Here is a 23,596-nt window from a genome sequence, read left to right as displayed (position 1 = left end):
CTGGATGCTGGCTTCCATCGGCCATATTTGATTTTTCTTCCTAAATTGCATGACAACAGCGGAATGCTTTGTTACAGAGTGCTTGGGTGTTCGTGCTGGAGATTGGTACGGCAGGATTGCGCAGGTCGGGCCGCCGCGCGGTTTTTGTATGGACACACCGATGAGCGCCGTAATCGATCGCCCGATCCCCAAGCCGTTGCCAATAGCTGTAACGATCTCGACCGTACCGTCGGGAGCGTGGATTCGCTGATGGTTCTCTGGCTTGTTCCCCTTTTGCCGCTGCTCGGCGCGATCCTGCCGCCGCTTCTCATCCGCTCTGGCCGCAATGTTTGCGCCAATGCTACGGGTCTTGTGTCGCTTGCGGCGCTGGCGTTGCTGTTGTCGCGTGCGGAAACCGTTTTTTCCGGCGGCGTCGAGCGCGTCAGCCTGACATGGATTGCGCAAATCGGGCTGAATTTCTCTTTCCGCCTCGATGGATTGAGCCTTTTCTTCGCCGCGATGATCCTGATCATTGGCCTGCTGGTCATCGTCTATGCGCGGTTCTATCTCGATCGTGACGATCCCGTCGGGCGCTTTTATGCCTATCTGCTGCTGTTTCAGGGGGCAATGCTTGGCGTTGTGCTCTCCGACAACCTGATCCTGCTGCTGATTTTCTGGGAACTGACCAGCCTGACGTCGTTCCTGCTGATCGGTTACTGGCGGCACAGGCAGGATGCGCGCGAAGGCGCGCGCATGGCGCTGATCGTGACCGGCGGCGGGGGCTGGCGCTGATCGGCGGTCTGATACTGCTCGGACATATTGCAGGCACCTACGAGATTTCCGAGCTTCTGCTGCGTGGCGACATCATCAAGGCATCGCCGCTATACCTTCCGGCGCTGCTTCTGATTCTGCTCGGAGCCTTCACCAAATCGGCCCAGTTTCCATTCCATTTCTGGCTGCCGCATGCCATGGCTGCGCCGACGCCGGTTTCCGCCTACCTGCATTCGGCGACGATGGTAAAGGCGGGCATCTTTTTGCTGGCGCGCTTCTGGCCGGCTCTCTCCGGCACCGATGCATGGTTCTTGATCGTTGCCCCTGTAGGGCTTGCGACGATGCTGATTGCGGCATGGATCGCTTTCTTCAAGGATGACCTCAAGGGTCTGCTCGCCTTTTCCACGGTCAGCCATCTCGGCCTCGTGACCATGCTGCTTGGTCTCGGCACGAAAATGGGCGCAGTTGCTGCCGTCTTCCACATTCTCAACCATGCAACGTTCAAGGCCGCCCTTTTCATGAGCGCGGGTATTGTCGATCATGAGACGGGCACCCGCGATCTCAAGCGGCTTGGCGGCCTCATGGGGCTCATGCCGGTCACCGCGACGCTTGCGCTTGTCGCGGCCGCATCGATGGCGGGCGTGCCGTTCTTCAACGGATTCCTTTCCAAGGAAATGATGCTGGAAGAGGCGGCCCACACCGTTTATGCCGGTCAGGCATGGCTGTTCCCGGTTGCCACAACCCTCGGGCCGTGTGTTCCGTGGCCTATTCGCTGCGCTTTGCTGTAGGGACTTTCATGGGCGCGAAGCGCCATGACTATCCGCGCCATCCGCATGATCCGCCGGCTGGCATGTGGATGCCGGTGGCACTGCTGGCGATTGCCGTCGTTGCCATTGGCGTTGCGCCCGCCTTTGTTGCCGGTGACCTTGTTGCGACCGTAGCCGGCGCTGTGACGGGCGGCAGCCTGCCCGAATATCATCTGGCGCTGTGGCACGGGTTCACGCCCGCGCTGTTCATGAGCCTCATTGCCTTCGCGGGCGGCGCGGCACTTCTCGCAGCCTATGGGGTGGCGAACGGGCTCAGGCTTGCAGTGCCCCGCCCCGATGCCAAGGCGATGTTCGAGAGCGTTCTTTCTGTGTGCGAAAAGGCAGCAAGCCTTGTGACGGGGATGCTGCACAACGGTTCGCTGCCGATGACGCTGCGCATCGTTTTCGTCACGCTTGTTGCCTTGGGTCTCCATGCGGCATGGCAGGGAACGCTCGGCAATGGTGCGCGCCCATTGCTTCCCGTCAGCCTGCCCGCCGTTTTCGCATGGCTTACATTGGCGGGCATCAGCGTCGCGGTTGCCATCGGTCATGCCGACCGCTTCCTTTCTTTGATCCTGACCAGTGTCGTCGGCATTGTCGTTGCGCTGATCTTCATCCAGTTTTCAGCTCCCGATCTGGCCCTGACGCAGATCACCGTCGATGTCGTGACCACGGTTCTGATGCTTCTGGCTCTCAACCTTCTGCCCAAGCAGACACCGAAGGAAACCGGCGGTGCCTTTCGCGCTGTGGATGCATTGATCGCCATTGCCGGCGGTCTTGGCGTCGCCGCACTTGCCTATGGCGTGATGACCAGCGAAGGGCCGCGCGCCATCGCCGATTACTATCTGGCCAATTCCAAGCCGGGCGGCGGCGGCACCAATGTCGTGAACGTCATTCTGGTGGATTTCCGCGGTTACGATACATTCGCTGAAATCATCGTGCTCGGCATTGCGGCCATTTCAATTTATGCGCTGCTCGACGTCAATCTCAAGGGTGCTGCGCTCCGGCGCGTGCGTGCGCTTCTCCCGGTGGAGGAAGCGGGCGATGCGCACCCGCTCATTCTCGTGGTTGCCACGCGCCTGCTCCTGCCATTGTCGCTTGCTGTCGGCGTTTATATTTTCCTGCGCGGGCATAATCTGCCGGGCGGCGGGTTTATCGCCGGTCTGGTTGTCGCCATCGCGCTGATCGTTCAGTACATCGCGTCCGGTTATGTCTGGGCGTCCGAGCGCAGGCGATACGATCCGCACGCACTGATCGGCGCGGGTGTTGGCATTGCCGGGCTGGCGGGCGTCGCCCCCTGGGTCTTCGGCCAGCCATTCCTCAAAAGCACCTTCGGTTATGTGACATGGCCACTGGTCGGTAAATTCGAGTTGGCATCGGCCATGGTCTTCGATCTCGGCGTGTTCCTTACAGTTGTCGGCGTGATGGTGCTTTCACTCGCCCGCCTTTCGCGCGTCGCGCAGAGGGTCGATCCGCAGCCGCTTGGCGCGGCCATGGACATTCCCCTTGAAAACAACAAGCCGGAAGGAGCCTGATTTATGGAGCTTCTCGTCGCCAGCGCCACCGGCATCCTCACTGCCACCGGCATTTACCTGATGCTGAGGGCCAGGACGTTTCCCGTTATCCTCGGGCTGACATTCCTGTCCTATGCCGTGAACGTTTTCCTCTTCTCGATGGGAAGGCTTGTCATCAACCGGCCGCCGATCGTCTCGCCCGATGCGGTAGCCTACACCGATCCTCTGCCGCAGGCGCTGGTGCTGACCGCCATCGTCATCTCCTTCGGCATGACGGCGCTGATCGTCGTTCTGGCGCTGCGAGGTTTCCTCGAAACCGGAAGCGACCGGGCCGATCTCGATGTAAGGCCGGACGATTCAGCCTCCGGGGAGGCCGGAAAACCGTGAACCACTGGATTATTCTGCCTGCCGTCATTCCGGCCCTGACGGCCGCCTTCATGCTGCTGGCGCTGCGCTTCCAGCTTGAGAGCCAGCGAGCCGTCTCGATTGTTGCGACCATCCTGCTGCTCGCCGTTGATCTGGTGCTGCTTGCCCAATCGGCGGATGGCGTGCCACTTGTCTACCGGCTGGGCAACTGGGAAGCGCCGTTCGGCATCGTGCTGGTCATCGACCGGCTCAACGCCACATTGCTGACACTGACAGGCGTTCTGGCGCTCTGTGTTGTCGTCTTTGCCACGGGCGGGGCGGATCGTGCCGGGCGGCATTTCCACCCGCTTTTCCAGTTCCAGCTTCTCGGTATCAACGGCGCGTTCCTCACGGGCGATATCTTCAACCTGTTCGTCTTTTTCGAGGTGATGCTGATCGCCTCCTATGGGCTGATGCTGCATGGCGGCGGTGCCGAACGTTTGAAGGCTGGGTTCCAGTATGTCGCGATCAATCTCGTCGCTTCGACGCTCTTCCTCATCGGAGCGGGTCTGATCTATGCGGCGACCGGAACGCTGAACATGGCCGATCTGGCCGTGAAAGCGGGCGAAATTGGCGCAGGCGATCAGGCGATCCTCAAGGCTGGGGCATTGTTGCTATTCCTCGTCTTTGCAACGAAGGCCTCGCTGGTTCCGCTGCACTGGTGGCTTCCCTCCACCTATGCCTCGACATCGGCGCCCGCGGCGGCAATCTTCATGATCATGACCAAGGTTGGCGCTTATGCCATCCTGCGTGTCTACGGCATGGTCTTCGGCGTCGATGCCGGACCGCTTGCCAATGTGGCGGTTCCTTTCGTTCTTCCCGCCGCCGCCATCACATTGTTCATCGGTGCGCTTGGCGTGCTGGGCAGCCATCGTCTCAAGTCGCTCGCGGCATTCTCAGTGGTTGCCTCCATGGGCACGCTGCTGCTGGCGCTCGGCACGTTTACAGCGACCGGTGTCTCGGCGGCCCTTTATTATCTCGTCCACTCCACGCTGGCCGGAGCGGCGCTTTTCCTCATCGCCGGCCTCGTCGCTGACCGCCGGGAGACGCGGGAGACGCGGGAGACCGGCTTGTTCCGGCGCCTGCCATCCGCAATGATCTTATGATCGGTGGATTTTATCTGCTGGCGGCCATAGGCATGACCGGATTGCCGCCGCTTTCGGGCTTCATCGGTAAAGTGATGATCCTTGATGCCTTGCGGGCATCGCTTGCGTGGCCGTGGCTATGGGCGCTCGTGCTTGCGACAAGCCTTCTGTTGACCATTGGTTTTGTGCGTGCCGGGTCGGCCTTGTTCTGGGGAACCTTGCCCGTGCCGCCTGAAAACAAGGCCGATGCCCTGCCTTCCGCGGTGCCCCAGCTTGTGGCGATCTCCGCACTTCTGGCGATGACCGCGCTCTGGACGCTGTTCGGCGGACCGGCGGCGGAATGGCTCAACGACACGGCACGACAGGCGCTTGACCGCGATGGCTATGTTGAAGCCGTTCTTGGCGCGGCAAGGGGAGGCTGATCCATGAAGACAATTCTGCCGCATCCGGTTCTCAGCCTTGTCATTGCGGTCATCTGGGTGATGCTGATCAATGAAATCAGCACGGGCACGATCGTCTTCGGTCTTGCCATGGGGCTGGCGATTCCACTGACAACGGCACGGTTCTGGCCCGGCAATCCGGTATTGAAGGCGCCGCTGGCCATCGCAGAATTTCTGCTTGTGGTGCTTTGGGATATCGTGATCTCCAACATTCACGTCGCCCGGCTCGTTCTGACCCGCAAGGGGGCGAGCCTGCGCTCGACCTATGTAACCGTCCCGCTCGATCTGAAAACACCTGAGGCAATTACTGCTCTGGCTGGCACGATCACCATGACGCCGGGGACGGTCAGCGCCGATCTCAGCGCCGATGGCAAGGCCATTCTGGTCCATTGCCTCGAAACCGACGATCCGGCCGGTGTCGTGGTCGATATAAAACAACGCTATGAACGGCGGTTGAAGAGGATATTCGAATGATCGTGATCGCTTGCAGCATTGCGACCGTCGCCATCTGCATCGCCATGGCGATGACGCTGTGGCGGCTGACGTTCGGTCCGGACAGCGCCGATCGCATTCTCGCGCTCGATACGCTCGTTGTGAATGTCATCGGTCTCGTGGTGCTGGCCGGGATACTCTATGGCACTGCCATGTATTTCGAGGCGGCCCTGCTGTTGGCCATGGTCGGCTTCGTGACGACAGTCGCCTTCTGCAAATTCCTTCTGCGCGGCAATGTGATCGAGTGAGGTGAACGTGGATGATTGAAACGGTCTTGGAAACAGTCGCTTCCATTCTCATCGTGGTAGGCGCGTTCTTCCTGCTTGTCGGCTCATTTGGTCTCGCCAAGCTGCCGGATACGATGCGGCGCCTTCACGCCCCGACCAAGGCGACCACGCTCGGTATCGGCTCGCTGCTGATTGCCTCCATGGTTTATTTCGCCGGTACTGCGGGCGTCCTTTCCTTTCACGAACTGCTGATTACCCTGTTTCTGTTTTTGACAGCGCCTGTCAGCGCCCACATGATTGCGAAAGTTCATATTCTGCGGAATAAGGAGAAGCGAAAAACACTGCCGGAGACCGGCTCCGCAGCAGAATGGGCCACGCTTTCAGGAGCTGACGTGAGGAAAACCGTGGAAGCCAAGCCTTGAACGGCAATCTGATACGCTCGGCGCTCCATGTGGCCGCCGTATGCGGCCTGTATCTTGCCACAGCGATGCTGTTGCCTGCACTCGTCAACCTTTACTATCATGATGATAATTGGAAAGCTTTTGCTGTCTGCGCGTTTCTGACGGGTGGGTTTTCCTTAATGCTCGCATTTGCGACCCGATCCTCCCCGCCGCCATTTAGCAAGCGTTTCGGATTTATCCTCGTCAATGTTTTATGGCTGGTTTTCTCAATTACGGGAGCCTTGCCCATATACTTCTCGAAGCTGGACCTGACCTTTGGGCAAGCCATTTTCGAGTCTGTTTCCGCAGTGACCACGACAGGCTCAACCAGCATTGCCGGATTGGATCAACTGCCGAAGGGCTTTCTGTTCTGGCGTTCTCTTCTTCATTGGCTTGGCGGTATCGGGATTGTAGCTCTCGGCCTGTTCCTTCTGCCGTTTCTGCGCGTCGGGGAATGTCCTTTTTCAGAATGGAATCGTCAGACAGTTCGAATGATCGGCCGTTCGCGCGTATGGCGACGTTTACACGCGCCTTCATCGGGATTTACGTGGGAATAACAATTGTGTGCGCTGTGGCGTACAATCTCGGGGGAATGAACCGTTTTGACGCGATCAACCACGCCATGGCAACGATATCGACTGGCGGGTTCTCGACCCATGATGCTTCATTCGGCTATTTCGGTGATAATCGCACGTTGCTGTGGACTGCCACGATCTTCATGATTTTGGGCAGTCTACCGTTCTCGGCTATGATTCTTTTCGCGGTACGCCGGAAAGTAGATACGCTACGCGATCCGCAGATTGCGGTCTTCATCGGCTATGTTTGCGTGTTCTCTATTCTTGCCGCGCTGGCAAACCACTTTCAAAATGGCGTGGATTTCGGCTATGCGCTGGCGCATTCGTTTTTCAACTTCGCGTCCATTTTCTCGACGACCGGGTTTGCAAGTGAAGACTATACCCGCTGGGGACCGTTTGTTGTTGTGGCCGCCTTCATTGCCACATTTGCCGGCGGTTGTTCCGGGTCCACATCGGGTGGGATCAAGGCATACCGCTTCATAATTCTCGTTTCGACAGTTCATGTCGGCCTGAAGCGACTGATTTATCCCGATGCCATTTATCCTGTTCGATACGGGCGTTTGAACGTAGATCCCGAAACGCAGAGGGCTGTCTTTTTGTTTCTCTTTGCATTTATCGTGATCTGGCTGGCCGGCAGCCTGGCGATGGGCGCGCTAGGGTATGATATTGCGACATCCCTTTCTTCCGTGGTGACGGCGCTCGCGAATGTCGGTCCTGGCGTCGGGGACGCTATCGGTCCAGCCGGCAATTTTTCAGCCATGACTGATCCCGCCTTTTATCTCCTGTCTTTTGTCATGTTGCTTGGTCGTCTCGAAATTCTGTCAGTCGTCGTGCTTTTGTTGCCAACATTCTGGCGGAACTGACGCTATTTTCCATTCAGTTTGGTTGGGTATCGGATGGCCTCACGGTGACTGAAGGCCGTATAGGCTTCGGTGATCTGATCACACGTGGTCAACAAGACGTGACCATGCTCCGGCTCATGGCATTTCCATGCTTTGCTGCTGCAGAGCTTCCTTCGAAAAAATATAATCGTTTCAAAAAACTAGAAGAATTTGAGGGGAATGAATGCGCGTTGGGCAACGCGTGTTTGACTTTAGTATTAAGACAATTGTCGCGGGTGGCTTGGAGGAATCTCCGTCTACAGTCAAGCTGACTATGCATGGGAGAGCATAATTGTCGGTTACCGATCCTGCGCCCTGGAGGGGTTAAGCGCAAGGAATAGCAAAAAGCTATCTGGCTAATCATTGAGGTGGTTCAGCAATCAAATGGCTGGAACGAGTGTTCCAGCCAGCGAACTCCTGTGCTGGTTTTTTTGGAGGTCGCCCCTGAGAAGGGGTAATTGGGAGTTTAAAGGGAGGTTCTCCATGGAGGATAAGTCTTCTTCTAATGCCTATTGGAAGGCAAACATCCGCATCATCTGGATTTGCATGGTGATCTGGACGGTTGTTTCCTATGGCTTTGGCATTCTGCTTCGCCCGGCGCTTTCGGGTATCAAGATCGGTGGTTCGGATCTCGGCTTCTGGTTCGCCCAGCAGGGTTCGATCCTCGTCTTCATCGCGCTGATCTTTGGGTACGCCGTCTACATGAACAAGATCGACCGTGAATTCGGCGTCGACGAGAACTGAGACGGAGGAGTTTCATGGATCAGTACACGCTCAATCTGCTGATGGTCGGCGCGTCTTTTGCGCTTTACATCGGTATCGCCATCTGGACCCGCGCAGGTTCCACCGCTGAATTCTATGCCGCTAGCCAGGGCGTTCATCCCGTGACGAACGGCATGGCAACCGCTGCCGACTGGATGTCGGCCGCATCCTTTATCTCCATGGCCGGCCTCATAGCAGGTGTCGGCTATGCCAACTCCACCTATCTCATGGGGTGGACCGGTGGTTATGTTCTGCTCGCCCTTCTGCTCGCGCCTTATCTGCGCAAGTTCGGCAAGTTCACCGTGCCGCAGTTCATCGGTGATCGTTTCTATTCCAATACAGCCCGCCTTGTCGGCGTCGTCTGCCTCATCATCATCTCGGTAACCTATGTTATCGGGCAGATGACGGGTGCTGGCGTTGCCTTCTCGCGCTTCCTTGAAGTGCAGGTTTCAACCGGCCTGTGGATCGCTTCCGCAGTCGTGTTCGCCTATGCGGTGCTCGGTGGCATGAAGGGCATAACCTATACGCAGGTTGCCCAGTATGTCGTTCTGATCATCGCCTACACTATCCCGGCGATCTTCATCTCGCTGCAATTGACCGATAATGCGCTTCCGCCGCTCGGTCTGTTCGGCACGCATACGGAATCCGGACTGCCGCTTCTTCAGAAGCTTGATCAGGTGGTGACCGATCTTGGCTTTACGGCCTATACGGCGCAAGGCTCCATGCTCAACATGACGCTCTTCACGCTGTCGCTGATGATCGGCACTGCCGGCTTGCCGCACGTCATCATCCGCTTCTTCACCGTTCCAAAGGTGGCCGATGCCCGCTGGTCCGCGGGCTGGGCACTGGTGTTCATTGCGCTGCTTTATCTGACGGCCCCGGCTGTCGGCGCCATGGCTCGACTGAACATCGTCAATACCATCTATCCTCAGGGAACCCAGGCTGAATCAGTTCTCTACGAAGAGCGTCCGGACTGGATGAAGACGTGGGAAGTCACAGGTCTTATCAAGTTCGAGGACAAGAACGGCGATGGCCGCATCCAGCTTTACAATGACAAGGCTGCCGGCTTCGCTGCCACGGCTGAGGAGCGTGGCTGGAAGGGCAACGAACTCGATATCAACAACGACATCCTCGTTCTTGCCAATCCGGAAATTGCACAGCTTCCGGGCTGGGTTATCGGTCTGATTGCCGCTGGTGGTCTTGCCGCTGCGCTTTCGACTGCTGCCGGTCTGCTGTTGGCTATTTCGTCGGCCATCAGCCACGATCTGATCAAAGGCTCGTTGAAGCCTGACATCTCGGAAAAGGGTGAGCTTCTGGCGGCGCGAATCGCAATGGCAGGTGCAATTCTGATTGCAACCTTGCTCGGTCTCAACCCGCCGGGCTTTGCTGCTCAGACCGTGGCGCTCGCTTTTGGTCTTGCTGCCGCGACGATCTTCCCGGTGTTGATGATGGGTATTTTCTCAAAGCGCATGAACTCTGCGGGTGCGACCGTCGGCATGCTCGTTGGTCTCATCACCACCTGCGTCTACCTGTTCACTTATCTGGGCTGGTTCTTCATTCCGGGAACCAACATGCTTGAAAACATACCGGCCAATTACGTGTTCGGCATTCCGCCGAGCGCGTTTGGCCCGATCGGCGCCCTGCTGAACTTCGCAGCCGCCTATCTGGTTTCCAGCATGACTGCTGCTCCGCCAAAGGAAGTGCAGGATCTGGTGGAATCCATCCGCGTTCCGCGTGGTGCAGGTTCCGCAGTCGCTCACTGAGGCTTGTGGATAGGAAAGCGGAACGGGCAGCAGAGCTGCCCGTTCTTTCGAGGCGATGTTCGCGAACATACCGAGCCTCGACGGAAAGATGGGGAGAGGACGTGTCCGCAATTGCCGAGTTTCTTCAAACCTTGCCTCTCTATGACGGTCTGTCGAACGCTGGGCTGGACCGTGTGGTACGACAGACAAGGCGTCTCGAATTCAAGGCGGGCGATGAAGTCTACCACTGCGGCGAGCTTCTCCAGGGCCTGTATATCATCTACGAGGGATGCGTCGAAACGCGTGATGCGGCCGGCAGCCTGATATCCCGGCTTTCGTCGCGGGACAGCTTCGGGGAGCGCGGACTGCTGGCCTCCAGTCTTGCCGCAACGACAGCGAATGCCTTGACAGATGTTGTTTTGCTGCTTTTGCCGGCTGCCCTGTTTCGCTCATTGCTTGCGGACGAACCTGTCTTTGCCCGTTTCTTCACGCGTCCTGCGCCCGTGCTGGCGCCGCGCAACGAGCTTGCCACGCGAAAGGTTGGAGACTTGATGTCGGCGGCGCCGTTTTACTGCTCGCCGCAAAGTGCTGTCCGTCAGGCATCCGAGGTCATGCAGGAGCATAAGATTTCTTGCCTTGGTGTTGTCGATGAAGGCAGGTTCGTTGGCATCGTGACGTTGCGCGATCTTGTCGGGCGGGTGCTTGCGAAGGGGCTTGATCCGCAGGCGACACCGGTTTCCTTGGTCATGACGGCTGATCCCGTATGCCTCAAGACCGATGACCTCGGCGCCGATGTACTGCATTTGATGCTTGAACGCGGCATCGGCCACGTGCCGGTCGTGGATGGGGGAAGGCTCGTCGGCCTCATTACCCAGACGGACATGACCCGGTTCTTGGCGATTTCGTCAGCACTTCTCATCCGCGATATTGCCGTTGCACAAAGCCTTGAGGATTTGAAGTGGGCGACGACGGAGATCCCGCGGCTTCTGGTGCAGCTTGTCGCTGGACACAATGCGCACGAGGTCGTCACCCGCCTGATTACGGATATCGCTGATGCGGTGACCCGTCGTTTGATCGTCATGGCGGAGGATAAATTCGGGCCGCCGCCGGTGCCCTATCTGTGGCTGGCCTGCGGTTCGCAGGGGCGTCAGGAGCAGACCGGCGTCAGTGATCAGGACAATTGTATTTTTCTCGATGACAATTTCATTGAGGCACACCGGCCGTGGTTCGAACGGCTCGCCCGCTTTGTCAGCACCGGTTTGGATGCGTGTGGTTATGTTTTCTGCCCTGGTGACATGATGGCGACAAACCCGCGCTGGTGTCAGCCGGTGCGTCAGTGGAAACGCTACTTTCACGATTGGGTGGCGAGGCCAGATCCGATGGCCCAGATGCTTTCAAGCGTAATGTTCGATCTGCGGCCGATAGCCGGTGAAACGGCATTTTTCACCGACTTGCAGGCCGAAATACTGAATCTAGCATCTGCAAATTCAATTTTTGTCGCTCACATGATCAGCAATTCGCTTAAGCATGCGCCGCCACTTGGCCTGCTGCGTGGATTTTCGATCGCGAGAAGCGGTGAGCACCGGAATCAGATTGACATGAAACATGCCGGTGTAGTGCCGGTCGTTGATCTGGCGCGTGTTTACACGCTGATCAAGCGTCTGCACCCGGTCAACACGCGCGCCAGACTGATCGCCGCCAAAAGCACGGCCGTTATCTCCTATGCCGGTGCTCGGGATCTTCTCGTCGCCTATGACATGATCGCGGACTTGCGATTGCGAAACCAGGCGATGCAAATCAAGGCAGGGCAGAAGCCCGATAATTACCTGAACCCGTATGATATGGGCGAGTTCGAACGGTCGCAGCTGCGCGATGCCTTCGTTGTGGTGCGCACCATGCAATCGGCACTCGCCAATTGCGGTGTCGCGCCGGTTTGATCGGGATATACCTGATGGATGACAATGCCACCGCCCGGCGTGAAAGGAAAAAGGAATGCTGTTTGAGTTGATCGCTGCCGTCGTAGCGGGTGTCGCAGTGGCTGGCGTCGTCTCTGGTCTGCGCTGGGTAAGTCGCGGGCTGTTGCCGAAATGGATCGTGCCTGCCACCGGCGGCATTGCAATGCTCGTCTATGCCGTGTGGAGCGAATACACATGGTATGATCGTATGACCCATGCAATGCCGGCTGGAGTGGTCGTAACTTGGAAGAACGAGGATCAGTCTTTCTGGCGTCCCTGGTCCTATTACAGGCCGGTCATCAATCGGTTTACGGCTGTGGATGCGTCAGGCGTTCGGCGCCATCCGCAACAACCGGATCAAGCGATGGTTGACGTCATTTTGGCGGCCCGCTGGCAAACCTCCATAGTAGTGAAAGCGGTGTTCGACTGCGTCTCGGGGCGCCGTACCGATCTCATCGGCGATAAGGTTACGATTGCGTATGACGGCGCCATTGCCGGAGCGGAGTGGATCGCGCTCGCTGCCGACGACCCGGCGCGTATTGCGGTCTGCGACACCAGGTGATGCCATGCGTGTCGAAAGCCTCGGTCTTCGTATCAGAATGCTGTTGCTTTTTGTAGCGTTAGCGTTCGGTGGCCTTTTTTGCATCGTCGCCGGTTTTATCGTCGCCTATAGACGAGTGGGAACTCCCGTTGATGTCGCGCCTCTTCTTCAGGGCGGCATTGTTGCAAGCTTCGGTCTGATCGGCTTTGCTGTCTGGATGTGGTATCTTTTCGATATGCATGTCGCACGACCGGTCGAGAGCATTGCGGCAGCCGTGCGTGCGCGGGCGCACGCCGGGGTTTCCGGTGCGCTTCCTGCCGAGCAGGGCCGCTATCTCGGCGATCTGGCTGGCGCGGTTTCCGCGGCGGCGACGGAACTGGAGCGGGGCCGTAACGCACTTGCCGAAAACATTGCGAGGGAAACAGCGCGGATTTCTGCCGACAAACACAGGCTGGAGCATCTGATCGCGGATGTGCCGCCCGCCGTCTTGCTCTGTACCGGACGTCATCGGCTGGTGTTCTACAACGGTGTCGCGAGGCATTATTTAGGAGAGGCAGGTAGAATGGTCTGCCTCGATCATAATCTGTTCGATTATCTGAGCGAGGGGAAGGTGCGTGACGCCCATCGCCGGTTGACCGACCCAGATGTGACCGAAAACGCCATTGTGGAGTTTCTGTGCACAGCGGTGAATGGCAAGCGACGGCTCGCCGGGCGTATGCGCCTTGTCGCCGATGAAAAACAAGAGGGGGCCTATGTCTTGACCCTCAGGGATGTGACGGATGAAATTTCGGCATTCGCGACGCGCGAACGCCTGCTCGAACAGGTTTTCTATGCGGAATGGCCGCAACTGGAGCTTTTGCTCAAAGCGGTTGAGCCGCTCACGTTCGAGGGGCTTCCGGAAGGTGCCTTCTCGGCCGCTAGGGAAAGGTTATCCCATCTTGCGGCGGCATTCGACACCTGCATAAACGCGCCGGGACACGCCTTCAATATGCGAATGACGGATATTGACGCGCCCTTGTCGAACATAACGGAGCCGCTGCATTCGGTCGTTTATGATTTCAGTCTTCTGGAACGCGCCCTGCCGGAAAAAATCGAAAAGGCGAAGCTCGATGAGTTGACCTATGTGGTCTTCGACACCGAGACAACGGGGTTGAACCCAGAGAGCGGTGACGAGATTGTTCAGATTGCTGCCTTGCGCATCGTGAACGGTAAGATCCTCCATGAGGAAACCTTTGACATGCTCGTCAATCCGGGTCGCAGCATTCCTACGTCAGCATCCCGGATTCACGGCATTGCAAATGAAATGGTGTTCGGTGCTCCTAGCCCGGACGAAGCAATCAAGCGATTTCACCATTTTGTGAAAGGGGCTGTCATCGTTGCCCACAATGCCCCATTCGACATGGAGTTCCTTTATCGTCGGGAACAGCAGACTGGTTTGCGTTTCGACAATCTGGTGCTGGATACGGTTCTGCTTTCGGCAATCGTATTCGGACAATGGGAGGATCACTCACTCGACGCGCTACTGATAAGGCTGGATATCGATTTGCCGCATGACCTGCGCCACACGGCCAAAGGTGACGCCTCGGCTACAGCCGAAGCCTTCCTCAAGATGCAAGACCTGCTTGCCGCCAAGGGGTTGGTGATGGTTGAGGCCTTGCTCAAGGAGGCAAGGCGACACAAGAGGCTTATCCGTGATCTTAACAAAGAGCGGTAGATGCCGCCGCGTAAGGATTTTCAAAGGCGATTACGGATCACGGCGGCATCACGGTTTTATGAAGTATTTGGAACCGGAAGTGTATTCTCAATCTCTCTCGCATTATTAAAATTGGAAACGAGGCTAGGTTCCTCCATGCCTCAACCCCAGAGCATGTGAAGCTGATCGCGACGGCTTCACATGCTATTATTCCCAAGTCATTCCTTCACCTGCGAACGCTCCGGCCCGGATGTAATGAGTGCCCTGCGAATGCAATGGCGGATCGTGTCCCATGGAGTGGTGTAGCTGAAGCGCTAATTTTCTCGTAGCAGAGACACACTTCTCCATTAGAGTATTTACTTTTCCTTCAGTAGATGCGTGCACGTCCACGTGCCTGTCTCGTAGTAATTTCTTAAAATTCAACTTCAAATTCAACTTTAACCACAACCGATTATACTTTGATAGCACTCTCTCCATACGCTGGGCAGAGCCTGTGTTTTAAGAGCGAAGAGCGGAGTGGCGCGCCACCTAGCATTTTTGTGGTTGCTGCCCGTTATGCAAATGTTTTTTTGATTGACTGAACATGTAATCAAGTGTGACTGAGTGGCGATTGCGATGATTAATCTTCATCTGCACGCGCTCCGTGGGCGTGTCGCAAATTCTTTTGGTTAACTAGCTGTTGACCACAACGGTGGAAATTCAGCTCCCGATGTAGCGGAGCGTAGCCATGATTCTGAATGCCATTGCCGAAAAGCTGAAGCGCCAGTCGAAGGACGATTTCAAAGGGCGGCATTTCGAGGCATGGCTGATCGTGCAGGCAGTGACATGGTATCTACGGTATCCGCTCAGCTACAGAGATCTCGAGGAGATGTTCCGCGAGCGCGGCTTCGAGGTCGACCATAGTACAATCAACCGCTGGGTCCTCGCCTATGCACCTGTAATCGAGAAGCGCCTACGCCAGTTTCGCCGACCGCATTGTGGCTCAGTCAGGATTGACGAGACCTACGTCAAGATCCGGGGCAAGTGGCGATACCTGTACCGCGCCATCGACAAGCACGGAAACCCGGTCGACTTCTTGCTCACCGCGAAGCGCGATCTCGACGCCGCCAAGCGCTTCTTCCGTAAGATGCTCAAGGATGAGCCGCTACTATCGCCGGGTAAGATCGGTACAGATGGCGCTAACACGTTTCCTTCAACGATCAAAACAGCCATCGATGACGGGCTCCTGCATCTGAGCCCGGTACATTATGTCACGAAGCACCTCCAGCAAGGCATCGAGAGCGACCACTTCCGGGTCAAGAAGAACATGCCCAAGATCGGCTGCTTCCAGTCATTCAAAACGGCGCGCCGGACGATCGCTGGGTTCGAAGCGATGTTGTGGCTGCGCAAAGGCTTCGGCTTTTCCGGCGACTGGACAATCAACGACCAGAATGACCTGCTCGGGCGCCTCTTCGGACTTCAAAAGGTTAACAAAGCGTGAAAATGCCACCGTTCGCGGGGTAGTCTCAGCCTACTGCAAGGTTTGCGACAAGCCCAGACGGCGATCATCCTCAAATTCGTGCGCGACTGGCCCTTCGTCGTCTTCGCTGTGGCGATCTTGATCGCCAGCATTTTCATCGAACGCTTCTACTGCCGCTACCTTTGCCCGCTGGGTGCGGCGCTCGCCATCCCGGGCGTATCCGGATGTTCGAATGGCTGAAGCGGTATCCGGAATGCGGCAGTCCCTGCCAGCGTTGCGCCAAGGAATGTCCCGTCCAATCAATCCATCCGGAGGGACAGATTAATGTCAACGAGTGCATCTACTGCATGCACTGCCAGGAGCTCTACCATGACGACCATCGTTGCCCGCATATGATCCAAGTGAGGATGAAGCGGGAGAAATTCTTGGCGCTTTCAACACCTGAATCTCGTGGAGAAAAGCCCGCCAAGACGGTGGTAACCCACAACGGGAAGCCCATCAAACAATTGTAATAGGTCGCGACAAAGATGCGCACGGCCATAACCGAGGGAAGTAACATGTCCATGGACCCCAACCAGCCCACCTTCAACAGACGTAAACTGCTCGGTACGACAGCCCTGGCCGCTGCGGCCGGAGCGGCGACAGCCGGCGGAGTGCTCGGACTGTCGGACGGCATCGCAAGTCCGGCGGTTGCGGCCGAGAAGGAGGGTCAGAGCTGGGAAGTGAAGCCCGGCGAGCTTGACGAATATTATACCTTCTTCTCGAGTGGCCAGACGGGCGAGGTGCGGGTCGTCGGCATTCCTTCGATGCGCGAAATGCTGCGGATCCCGGTGTTCAACCGTTGCAGCGCGACGGGCTGGGGGCTCACCAATGAGAGCATCAAGGTGTTGACCGAGGGCCTTTTGCCCGAAACCGTGGAGTTTCTAAAGGACAAGGGCGGCGTCTACCACAACGGCGACCTGCACCATCCGCATCTGTCCTTCACCGATGGGACCTATGACGGTCGCTATCTCTACTCCAATGATAAGTCGAACACCCGCGTTTGCCGCATCCGCCTCGATGTCATGAAGTGCGACAAGATCATCGAGCTGCCCAACCAGCATACGGTGCATGGGCTCAGGGTGCAGAAATACCCCAAGACGGGATATGTGTTCTGCAATGGCGAAGACGGCGTGCCGATCCCCAATAACGGCAAGGTTCTGGACGATCCGAGCCAGTACCGCTCGGTGTTCACCGCGGTCGACGGCGAGACGATGAAGGTCGCCTGGCAGGTGATCGTGGACGGCAATCTTGACAATGTCGACGCCGACTATCAGGGCAAATATTGCTTCTCCACCTGCTACAACTCCGAAAATGGGGTCAATCTCGAGCAGATGATGGCCAAGGACCAGGATTGGGTCGTGGTCTTTAACCTCAAGCGCATCGAAGAGGCGGTCAAGAAGGGTGATTTCAAGGAGATGTCGGGTGTTCCGGTGATCGATGGACGCCACGGTTCGCCATACACCCGCTATATCCCGGTTTCGAACGGCCCTCACGGCATGAATACCGCGCCGGACGGGATACATGCAGTCGCGGCAGGCAAGCTGTCTCCGACCGTGACGGTGTTCGACGTGCGCAAGTTCGACGACCTGTTCGACGACAAGATCAAGCCGCGCGACACGGTGGTCGCGGAGCCGGAACTCGGCCTCGGACCGTTGCACACCGCCTATGACGGAAAGGGAAACGCCTATACGACCCTCTTCATCGACAGCCAGGTCGTCAAATGGAACATCGAGGACGCCAAACGGGCCTTCAAGGGCGAAAAGGTCAACCCGATCCGTCAGAAGCTCGACGTCCATTATCAGCCGGGTCACAACCACTCGTCGATGGGGCAGACCAAAGAGGCTGACGGCAAGTGGCTTATCTCGCTCAACAAGTTCTCCAAGGACCGCTACCTCAACGTCGGCCCCCTGAAGCCGGAAAGCGACCAGCTGATCGACATTTCGGGCGAGCAGATGGTTCTCGTTCACGATAATCCCACTTTCGCGGAGCCGCATGACGCGACCATCGTACATGCATCGAAGATCAATCCGATCAGCGTGTGGAAGCGTGACGACCCGTTCTTCGCCGATGCGGTGGCGCAGGCGAAGAAAGACAACATCGACCTCCTCACCGATTCCGAAGTCATCCGCGACGGCAACAAGGTGCGCGTCTACATGACCTCGTCGGCGCCGGCCTTCGGGCTGGAATCCTTCAATGTGAAGGAAGGGGACGAAGTGACGGTCTACATCACCAACATCGACGAGGTGGAGGACCTGACCCACGGCTTCTGCATCGTGAACTACGGCATCAACATGGAAATCGGTCCTCAGGCAACCGCCTCGGTGACGTTCAAGGCCAGTAGGCCAGGCGTGTACTGGTATTATTGCACCTGGTTCTGCCATGCCATGCATATGGAGATGAAGGGCAGGATGTTGGTAGAACCAAAGTCGGCATGATGCGACGCCTGACGTCCAATATTGTTATGGCGGCCTTTATGGCCGCCATTTCCACCGGGGCGAATGCCGCGGACTGGATGGTTGTGCCCACCGATGGTCAAGCGCTCGCAATCGCCCTTGAAAAGGCCGCCGCGGGAGACCGTCTCGTCGTCAAGGCCGGACACTATGCAGGCCCACTCGTCCTGGATAAACCGGTGACGCTCGAAGGCGAGAAGGGAGCCGAAATCCTCGGCAATGATCGCGGCAGTGTGCTCACCATCCAGGCGCCCGGCGCCGTGGTCCGCGGCTTTGAGATAAGAGGTTCCGGCAAGAATCTGGAAGCCATGGATTCCGGCGTTTTCGCCACCGAGGCGGCAACCGCGGCGATCATCGAGGACAACCTGATCGAAGGAAACCTCTATGGCGTCTACATCCACGGCGCGAAGGACTCGATCACGCGGGCCAACAAGATTATCGGGACGAAGCAGGGGCGGTTGAGCGAGACGGGGAATGGCGTTACGGTCTGGAATGCGCCCGGGCGAAGGTCCTCGACAATGATATTAGCTTCGGCCGCGACGGGATCGCGACCAATGCCAGCAAGCGCAATGTCTTCAGTGGAAACCGGTTTCATTCGCTTCGCTTCGCCATCCATTACATGTATACCAATGACAGCGAGATCGTCGGTAACATCTCCAGCGGGAACACGGTCGGCTACGCCATCATGTTTTCGCGCCGACTGAAGATCACTGACAACCTGTCCGACGGCGACCGGGACCATGGTCTCTTGCTGAATTCGGCCGACGGCTCGCTAATCTCCGGCAATGTCGTGCGCGGCAAGATGCAACCGCAGATGCGGTGGACGACAGCCGGCACCCACGAGGACGACGGCATGACGCCAGGTGGCGATGCGGCCCCCCAGCCGGAGGGGAATTCGGACATGCGGCTAGGCCCCGAAAAATGCGTCTTCATCTATAATGCTAACAAGAACCGGCTGCTGGGCAACCGGTTCGAGGGCTGCGCGGTCGGTGTTCATTTCACAGCTGGGTCGGAAGGAAACGTCATGGCCGGCAACGCCTTCGTCAACAACCGCAACCAGGTTAAATATGTCGGCACCCGCTATCTCGACTGGTCGGCGAACGGGCGCGGCAATTACTGGAGCGACAATCCCGCCTTCGACCTGAATGGCGACGGGATTGCCGACAGTGCCTACAGGCCCAACGACCTGATGGACAAGGTGCTCTGGACTTCGCCCCAGGCCAAGGTGCTGACCACCAGCCCGGCCGTGCAGGTCTTGCGATGGGCCCAGGCGCAGTTTCCAGCACTTCTTCCAGGAGGGGTTGTGGACAGGCATCCCCTGATGAAATCACCGCCGATGGTGGAGGTGGGCCGATGACGGAAGCGACGGTAACGGTTTCGGGCGTCGCCAAGCGCTACCGAAAGGTCGAGGCGGTCAAGGATGTCAGCTTCGCGCTCAACCAAGGCGAAATGGTCGCTCTGGTTGGTCACAACGGCGCGGGAAAGACGACGATCATCAAGCTGCTTCTTGGTCTGATCCGGCCATCCGAAGGGTCGGTCACCGTGCTCGGGGAAGACCCGGCCAAGGGCGATTTCGCTGTCCGCCGCAGTCTCGGCTACCTGCCCGAGAGTGTCGCCTTCCATATGGCGCTGACGGGCAGGGAGACCTTGGCCTATTACGCACGCCTCAAGCGCGTCGATCCGTTGACGACGCTCCCGCTTCTGGAGCGGGTGGGCCTGGCTGCCTCGGCCGCCGACCGGCCGGTGCGCACCTATTCCAAGGGCATGCGGCAACGCCTCGGCCTGGCGCAGGCTCTGCTGGGCGATCCCCGCGTGCTTCTGCTGGACGAACCGACCAGCGGCCTTGATCCCGCCCTTCGCAGGAGTTTCTACGGGCTAATCTCCGACTTGCGTTCTGCGGGAACGACCATATTGCTGTCATCGCACGCGCTGACCGAGCTCGAAGATCGAACCGACCGAGTGCTCATCGTCAATGAGGGCGTCAAGATCGCCGATGGAACCCTGGATGATCTGCGCGGGCTTGCGCGACTGCCGACGCGCCTGATCGTCAACCTGGCCGACAGCGAGGCTCCCGGAAAATGGGGAGACAACAGCGCCCTCTGGAGAAAGACGGCGCGAGACACCGTGGAGGCGGACGTCTTCGGCGACGACAAGATCACCGTCCTGAAGAAGATCACGGCCCGGCCTGCAGACATCCGCTCGCTTCACGTCGTCGAACCGACCCTTGACGACCTCTATGCCCATTTCCTGGGCTCAAGGAGGGCCGCCGAATGAACAACATGTTGATCATTGCCGGTAAAGAGGTTCGCGAGGGTATGCGAAATCGCTGGGTGCTCGCGACCACGCTCTTGCTTGCCGCGCTGGCTCTGACGCTGTCATTCCTCGGCAGTGCGCCGACCGGCAATGTGGGAGCCGATCCACTCGATGTGGTGATCGTGAGCCTGTCGAGCCTGACGATATTCCTGGTGCCCCTGATTGCGCTTCTCCTTTCGCATGATGCGGTAGTGGGGGAGATGGAGAGGGGCACGATGCTGCTGCTTCTCAGCTATCCCATCGGCCGCAACCAGGTCATCCTCGGCAAGTTCGTCGGGCATGTGGCCATCCTCGCCTTTGCCACCGTCCTCGGTTACGGTGCAGCCGCCGTTGCGCTGAAGGCAACCGGCGCGCCGATCGACGGCGCAAGCTGGCGCGCCTTCCTCACCATGCTAACGTCATCCGTGCTTCTGGGCAGCGTGTTCGTTGCGATCGGCTATCTCGTCAGCACGCTGGTTGCCGAGCGCAGCACTGCGGGTGGCGTTGCGATCGGTATCTGGCTGTTCTTCGTCCTAATTTACGATATGGCTCTGCTTGGAGGTCTGGTTGCCGCCGGCGGTCACGCCATTCCCGCGGCGGTGTTGAACGCGCTTCTCATCCTCAATCCGGCTGACGCCTACCGGATGCTCAATCTGGGCTCCGGCCAGGCGGGCGGTCTGTCTGGCATGGGGGCGATTGCCGAACATACTGGAATTGGCGGCTTGACCTTGGTTGCAGCCCTCGTCGCCTGGACATTAGCACCGCTCGCGCTGGCGGCCTCAATTTTCTCAAGGAGGGAACTATGAGAGCAATCCTGGTTGCCGCAGGACTTTTTGCATTGGCGTTACTCGGAAGCTGCAAGGACGAAGGCAAGGATGCTCCGCCGGCGCCTCTCGCGCTCACCTCCGAGGCCATCGGCCGTTATTGCGGCATGAACGTTCTGGAGCATGCCGGCCCGAAGGGCCAGGTCATACTTGACGCCCGGGTCCGTGAAGCCGTCTGGTTTTCCTCAGCGCGCGATGCGCTCGCCTTCACGATGCTGCCGGAGGAGCCCAAGGACTATGCCGCCGTCTATGTGTCGGACATGGCCAAGGCGCCAAGCTGGGACAAACCCGGCGAAACGAACTGGATCGAGGCAAAAAGCGCGTTCTACGTGATCGGCAGCGCGGTGCGTGGCGGCATGGGGGCACAGGAAGCCGTGCCGTTTTCGACGCGGGAAGCCGCATCCGATTTTGCCGCTAAGAACGGCGGCCGGGTGGTGGCCTACAATGAAGTCCCGCAGGACTATGTGCTCGGGGAAAATGCCGAGCAGCCGAAAGGTGCCGAAGAGCTGCCCTCGACCGAGGCGAAAGGACATGATCATGGCTAGACGGTTCAGCCGCAGGCGGGCAATCGCCATATTTGCAGCAACGGCAGGCTTGCCTCTTATCCCGAACGCGCGTGCGGCGGCAGGCCCGGTGACCTGGGAGGGGCAGGCTCTCGGCGCGCCTGCGAGGCTTATCCTGAATCATGAGGACCGAGCGGGCGCCGCCCGCCTGATCGGTCGCGCCACGGCCGAGATCGCCAGACTGGAGCAAATCTTCAGCCTCTACCGGGAAGACTCCGCCCTTTCAGCGCTCAACAATCAGGGTTTTTTGCTGGCGCCGCCGACCGAATTCATAGCCCTGCTCGAGCGGTGCCGGGAGTTCTGGGAGTTGAGCGACGGCACGTTCGACCCCAGTGTGCAGCCGCTTTGGGCACTCTACCGCGACCATTTCTCAAGCCCCGGCGCGGATCCCTCCGGTCCGCCGGCGGAACGGATTGCCAAAGCCCTGGCTCCGGTCGGCTTTGACCGCGTGAAGTTCAATCGCGACAGGATTGTCATGCCTGCATCGGGCGCCCTGACCTTGAATGGCATCGCCCAAGGCTTCATCACGGACCGCATCGTCGACATGCTGGAAGAGGCAGGCATGCGCAACAGTTTCGTGGACATGGGGGAGGCGCGGGCGATGGGATCGAAGGAAGACGGCGGTCCGTGGCGCGTGGGACTTGCCGTCAGTGAAGATTCCGACCAACCAGATGCGGTGCTGCCCATCGTCGACAAGGCCGTTGCCACCTCGAGCGCCACCGGTTTCGTCTTCGACGAAGCGGGACGCTTCGGGCACATCCTCGATCCCAGGAAGGGCCATATTCCCATTTCGTATAAGCGACTGTCCGTCATCGCTGCGGACGCAACCACGGCCGATGCGTTGTCGACGGCATTCAGCCTTCACGACATCGACAACATCCGTGCGATCGCCTCAGCCCAGACCGACCTTTCGATCGATATCTTGACGTCGGACGGGGAGCAACTGCGATTTGGTGCGGTCCTCTAGCCGGGCCGTCGTTTGCTCCCGTCGCGTAGTCGAACGCGCTAACCAACCGTTCCGTCGGGTCTCGTCAACGGCGAGACCTCCCAACAGCAGCAAAAGAAGGTATTCTGTAATGCAATTCATGAAAGTAGTTCCGCTTGTGTTTGCCGCCCTCTCCATCGCCGGAGCCGCTACCGCGGCGGACTACGAAGTCCATATGAAAAACAAAGGCGAGGACGGGGTGATGGTGTTCGAGCCGGCATTGACGAAGCTGCAACCTGGCGATACCGTGACCTTTGTTCCCACCGACAAAGGCCATAATGCAGAGACCGTGGACGGATTGATCCCGCAGGGCGCCGAGCCATTCAAGGGAAAGATCAACGAGTCGGTGAAGCAGACATTCACGGTGGCGGGTACCTATGTCATCAAGTGCTCGCCGCACTGGGCCATGGGCATGGCGGCGGTCGTGACGGTCGGTGATCCGTCCAGCAATCTCGAAGCGGTCAAGTCCGCGAAGGCACCAAAGAAAGCGCACGAACGCATCGAAGCCGCCCTGGCTAAGCTCTGACCTGTGGCTGCAGCGCCTTCATCCTGGTGAATGCCGTCCCGGCTCAGCCATTTGCTGACGAGCCTGGCAGAGAAAATTGTCGGTTCGATGGGGGTACTGAGGCACGCCGGCATGGGCGACGACTGCGGCGATAGATCTTGTGCGGCG

18 protein-coding genes and 4 pseudogenes are annotated in these 23,596 nt (G+C 58.4%); all 22 read left to right on the top strand.

Annotated elements, in window-relative coordinates:
• Positions 1-249: 249 nt before the first annotated feature.
• The 22 genes and pseudogenes from G3A56_RS26730 to G3A56_RS26630 all read left to right on the top strand — a co-directional run bounded on the left by G3A56_RS26730 (position 250) and on the right by G3A56_RS26630 (position 23,449).
• Positions 250-3,091 (top strand): annotated as a pseudogene (locus G3A56_RS26730) (monovalent cation/H+ antiporter subunit A).
• Positions 3,092-3,094: 3 nt separating this feature from the next.
• Complete coding sequence (locus tag G3A56_RS26725; protein ID WP_082186237.1) at positions 3,095-3,457, top strand: Na+/H+ antiporter subunit C; 363 nt, start codon at positions 3,095-3,097, stop codon at positions 3,455-3,457.
• A complete protein-coding gene (locus G3A56_RS26720; RefSeq protein ID WP_425503393.1) occupies positions 3,454-4,581 on the top strand; it encodes a monovalent cation/H+ antiporter subunit D in 1,128 nt (375 codons plus the stop codon). The genes G3A56_RS26725 and G3A56_RS26720 overlap by 4 nt, the downstream gene beginning before the upstream one ends.
• The gene (locus G3A56_RS29720) at positions 4,578-4,982 is read left to right on the top strand and encodes a proton-conducting transporter membrane subunit (protein ID WP_425503392.1); all 405 of its coding nucleotides are present in this window, start codon (positions 4,578-4,580) and stop codon (positions 4,980-4,982) included. The genes G3A56_RS26720 and G3A56_RS29720 overlap by 4 nt, the downstream gene beginning before the upstream one ends.
• A gap of 3 nt (positions 4,983-4,985) precedes the next feature.
• Complete coding sequence (locus G3A56_RS26715) at positions 4,986-5,474, top strand: Na+/H+ antiporter subunit E (RefSeq protein ID WP_082186239.1); 489 nt, start codon at positions 4,986-4,988, stop codon at positions 5,472-5,474.
• Positions 5,471-5,740 (top strand): K+/H+ antiporter subunit F, encoded by a 270-nt coding sequence (locus tag G3A56_RS26710; protein ID WP_082186240.1) that lies wholly within the window; start codon positions 5,471-5,473, stop codon positions 5,738-5,740. The genes G3A56_RS26715 and G3A56_RS26710 overlap by 4 nt, the downstream gene beginning before the upstream one ends.
• A gap of 14 nt (positions 5,741-5,754) precedes the next feature.
• Positions 5,755-6,141, top strand: coding sequence for a Na+/H+ antiporter subunit G (locus G3A56_RS26705; protein ID WP_425503399.1), 387 nt, complete (start codon positions 5,755-5,757; stop codon positions 6,139-6,141).
• Positions 6,138-7,597 (top strand): annotated as a pseudogene (locus tag G3A56_RS26700) (TrkH family potassium uptake protein). Before G3A56_RS26705 ends, G3A56_RS26700 begins: the two are co-directional and overlap by 4 nt.
• Before the next feature lie 501 nt (positions 7,598-8,098).
• Complete coding sequence (locus tag G3A56_RS26695) at positions 8,099-8,359, top strand: DUF4212 domain-containing protein (protein WP_035228095.1); 261 nt, start codon at positions 8,099-8,101, stop codon at positions 8,357-8,359.
• A gap of 14 nt (positions 8,360-8,373) precedes the next feature.
• Entirely contained in the window at positions 8,374-10,140 is a 1,767-nt protein-coding gene (locus G3A56_RS26690; RefSeq protein WP_082186243.1) for a sodium:solute symporter family protein, read from the top strand.
• 101 nt (positions 10,141-10,241) lie between these two features.
• Positions 10,242-12,056, top strand: coding sequence for a DUF294 nucleotidyltransferase-like domain-containing protein (locus G3A56_RS26685; protein ID WP_082186244.1), 1,815 nt, complete (start codon positions 10,242-10,244; stop codon positions 12,054-12,056).
• A 55-nt stretch (positions 12,057-12,111) separates the two neighbouring features.
• Positions 12,112-12,636 (top strand): hypothetical protein, encoded by a 525-nt coding sequence (locus G3A56_RS26680; RefSeq protein WP_082186245.1) that lies wholly within the window; start codon positions 12,112-12,114, stop codon positions 12,634-12,636.
• Between the two features lie 4 nt (positions 12,637-12,640).
• The gene (locus G3A56_RS26675) at positions 12,641-14,329 is read left to right on the top strand and encodes a 3'-5' exonuclease (protein ID WP_164056927.1); all 1,689 of its coding nucleotides are present in this window, start codon (positions 12,641-12,643) and stop codon (positions 14,327-14,329) included.
• A gap of 706 nt (positions 14,330-15,035) precedes the next feature.
• Positions 15,036-15,788, top strand: coding sequence for an IS6 family transposase (locus tag G3A56_RS26670; RefSeq protein ID WP_125271749.1), 753 nt, complete (start codon positions 15,036-15,038; stop codon positions 15,786-15,788).
• Positions 15,789-15,842: 54 nt separating this feature from the next.
• Positions 15,843-16,279 (top strand): annotated as a pseudogene (locus G3A56_RS26665) (4Fe-4S binding protein); the annotation flags it as partial.
• 45 nt (positions 16,280-16,324) lie between these two features.
• Positions 16,325-18,244, top strand: a complete 1,920-nt coding sequence (gene nosZ, locus G3A56_RS26660) for a TAT-dependent nitrous-oxide reductase (RefSeq protein ID WP_082186247.1) — start codon at positions 16,325-16,327, stop codon at positions 18,242-18,244.
• Positions 18,241-19,616 (top strand): annotated as a pseudogene (locus G3A56_RS26655) (nitrous oxide reductase family maturation protein NosD). Before nosZ ends, G3A56_RS26655 begins: the two are co-directional and overlap by 4 nt.
• Positions 19,613-20,533, top strand: coding sequence for an ABC transporter ATP-binding protein (locus tag G3A56_RS26650; protein WP_082186249.1), 921 nt, complete (start codon positions 19,613-19,615; stop codon positions 20,531-20,533). The pseudogene G3A56_RS26655 and the gene G3A56_RS26650 overlap by 4 nt, the downstream one beginning before the upstream one ends.
• Positions 20,530-21,357, top strand: a complete 828-nt coding sequence (locus G3A56_RS26645; protein ID WP_082186250.1) for an ABC transporter permease — start codon at positions 20,530-20,532, stop codon at positions 21,355-21,357. Before G3A56_RS26650 ends, G3A56_RS26645 begins: the two co-directional genes overlap by 4 nt.
• The gene (locus tag G3A56_RS26640) at positions 21,354-21,920 is read left to right on the top strand and encodes a nitrous oxide reductase accessory protein NosL (RefSeq protein ID WP_082186251.1); all 567 of its coding nucleotides are present in this window, start codon (positions 21,354-21,356) and stop codon (positions 21,918-21,920) included. Before G3A56_RS26645 ends, G3A56_RS26640 begins: the two co-directional genes overlap by 4 nt.
• Entirely contained in the window at positions 21,913-22,905 is a 993-nt protein-coding gene (locus G3A56_RS26635) for an FAD:protein FMN transferase (RefSeq protein WP_082186331.1), read from the top strand. Before G3A56_RS26640 ends, G3A56_RS26635 begins: the two co-directional genes overlap by 8 nt.
• 109 nt (positions 22,906-23,014) lie before the next feature.
• Positions 23,015-23,449: a pseudoazurin gene (locus G3A56_RS26630; RefSeq protein ID WP_425503391.1), complete on the top strand. Its 435-nt coding sequence runs from the start codon at positions 23,015-23,017 to the stop codon at positions 23,447-23,449.
• The last annotated feature ends 147 nt before the right edge of the window (positions 23,450-23,596 follow it).

The sequence above is a fragment of the Rhizobium oryzihabitans genome, assembly GCF_010669145.1.
GTDB lineage: Bacteria > Pseudomonadota > Alphaproteobacteria > Rhizobiales > Rhizobiaceae > Agrobacterium > Agrobacterium oryzihabitans.
The sequence above is the reverse complement of the archived record's forward strand: the minus strand, read 5'-3'. Positions and strand labels throughout refer to the sequence as shown.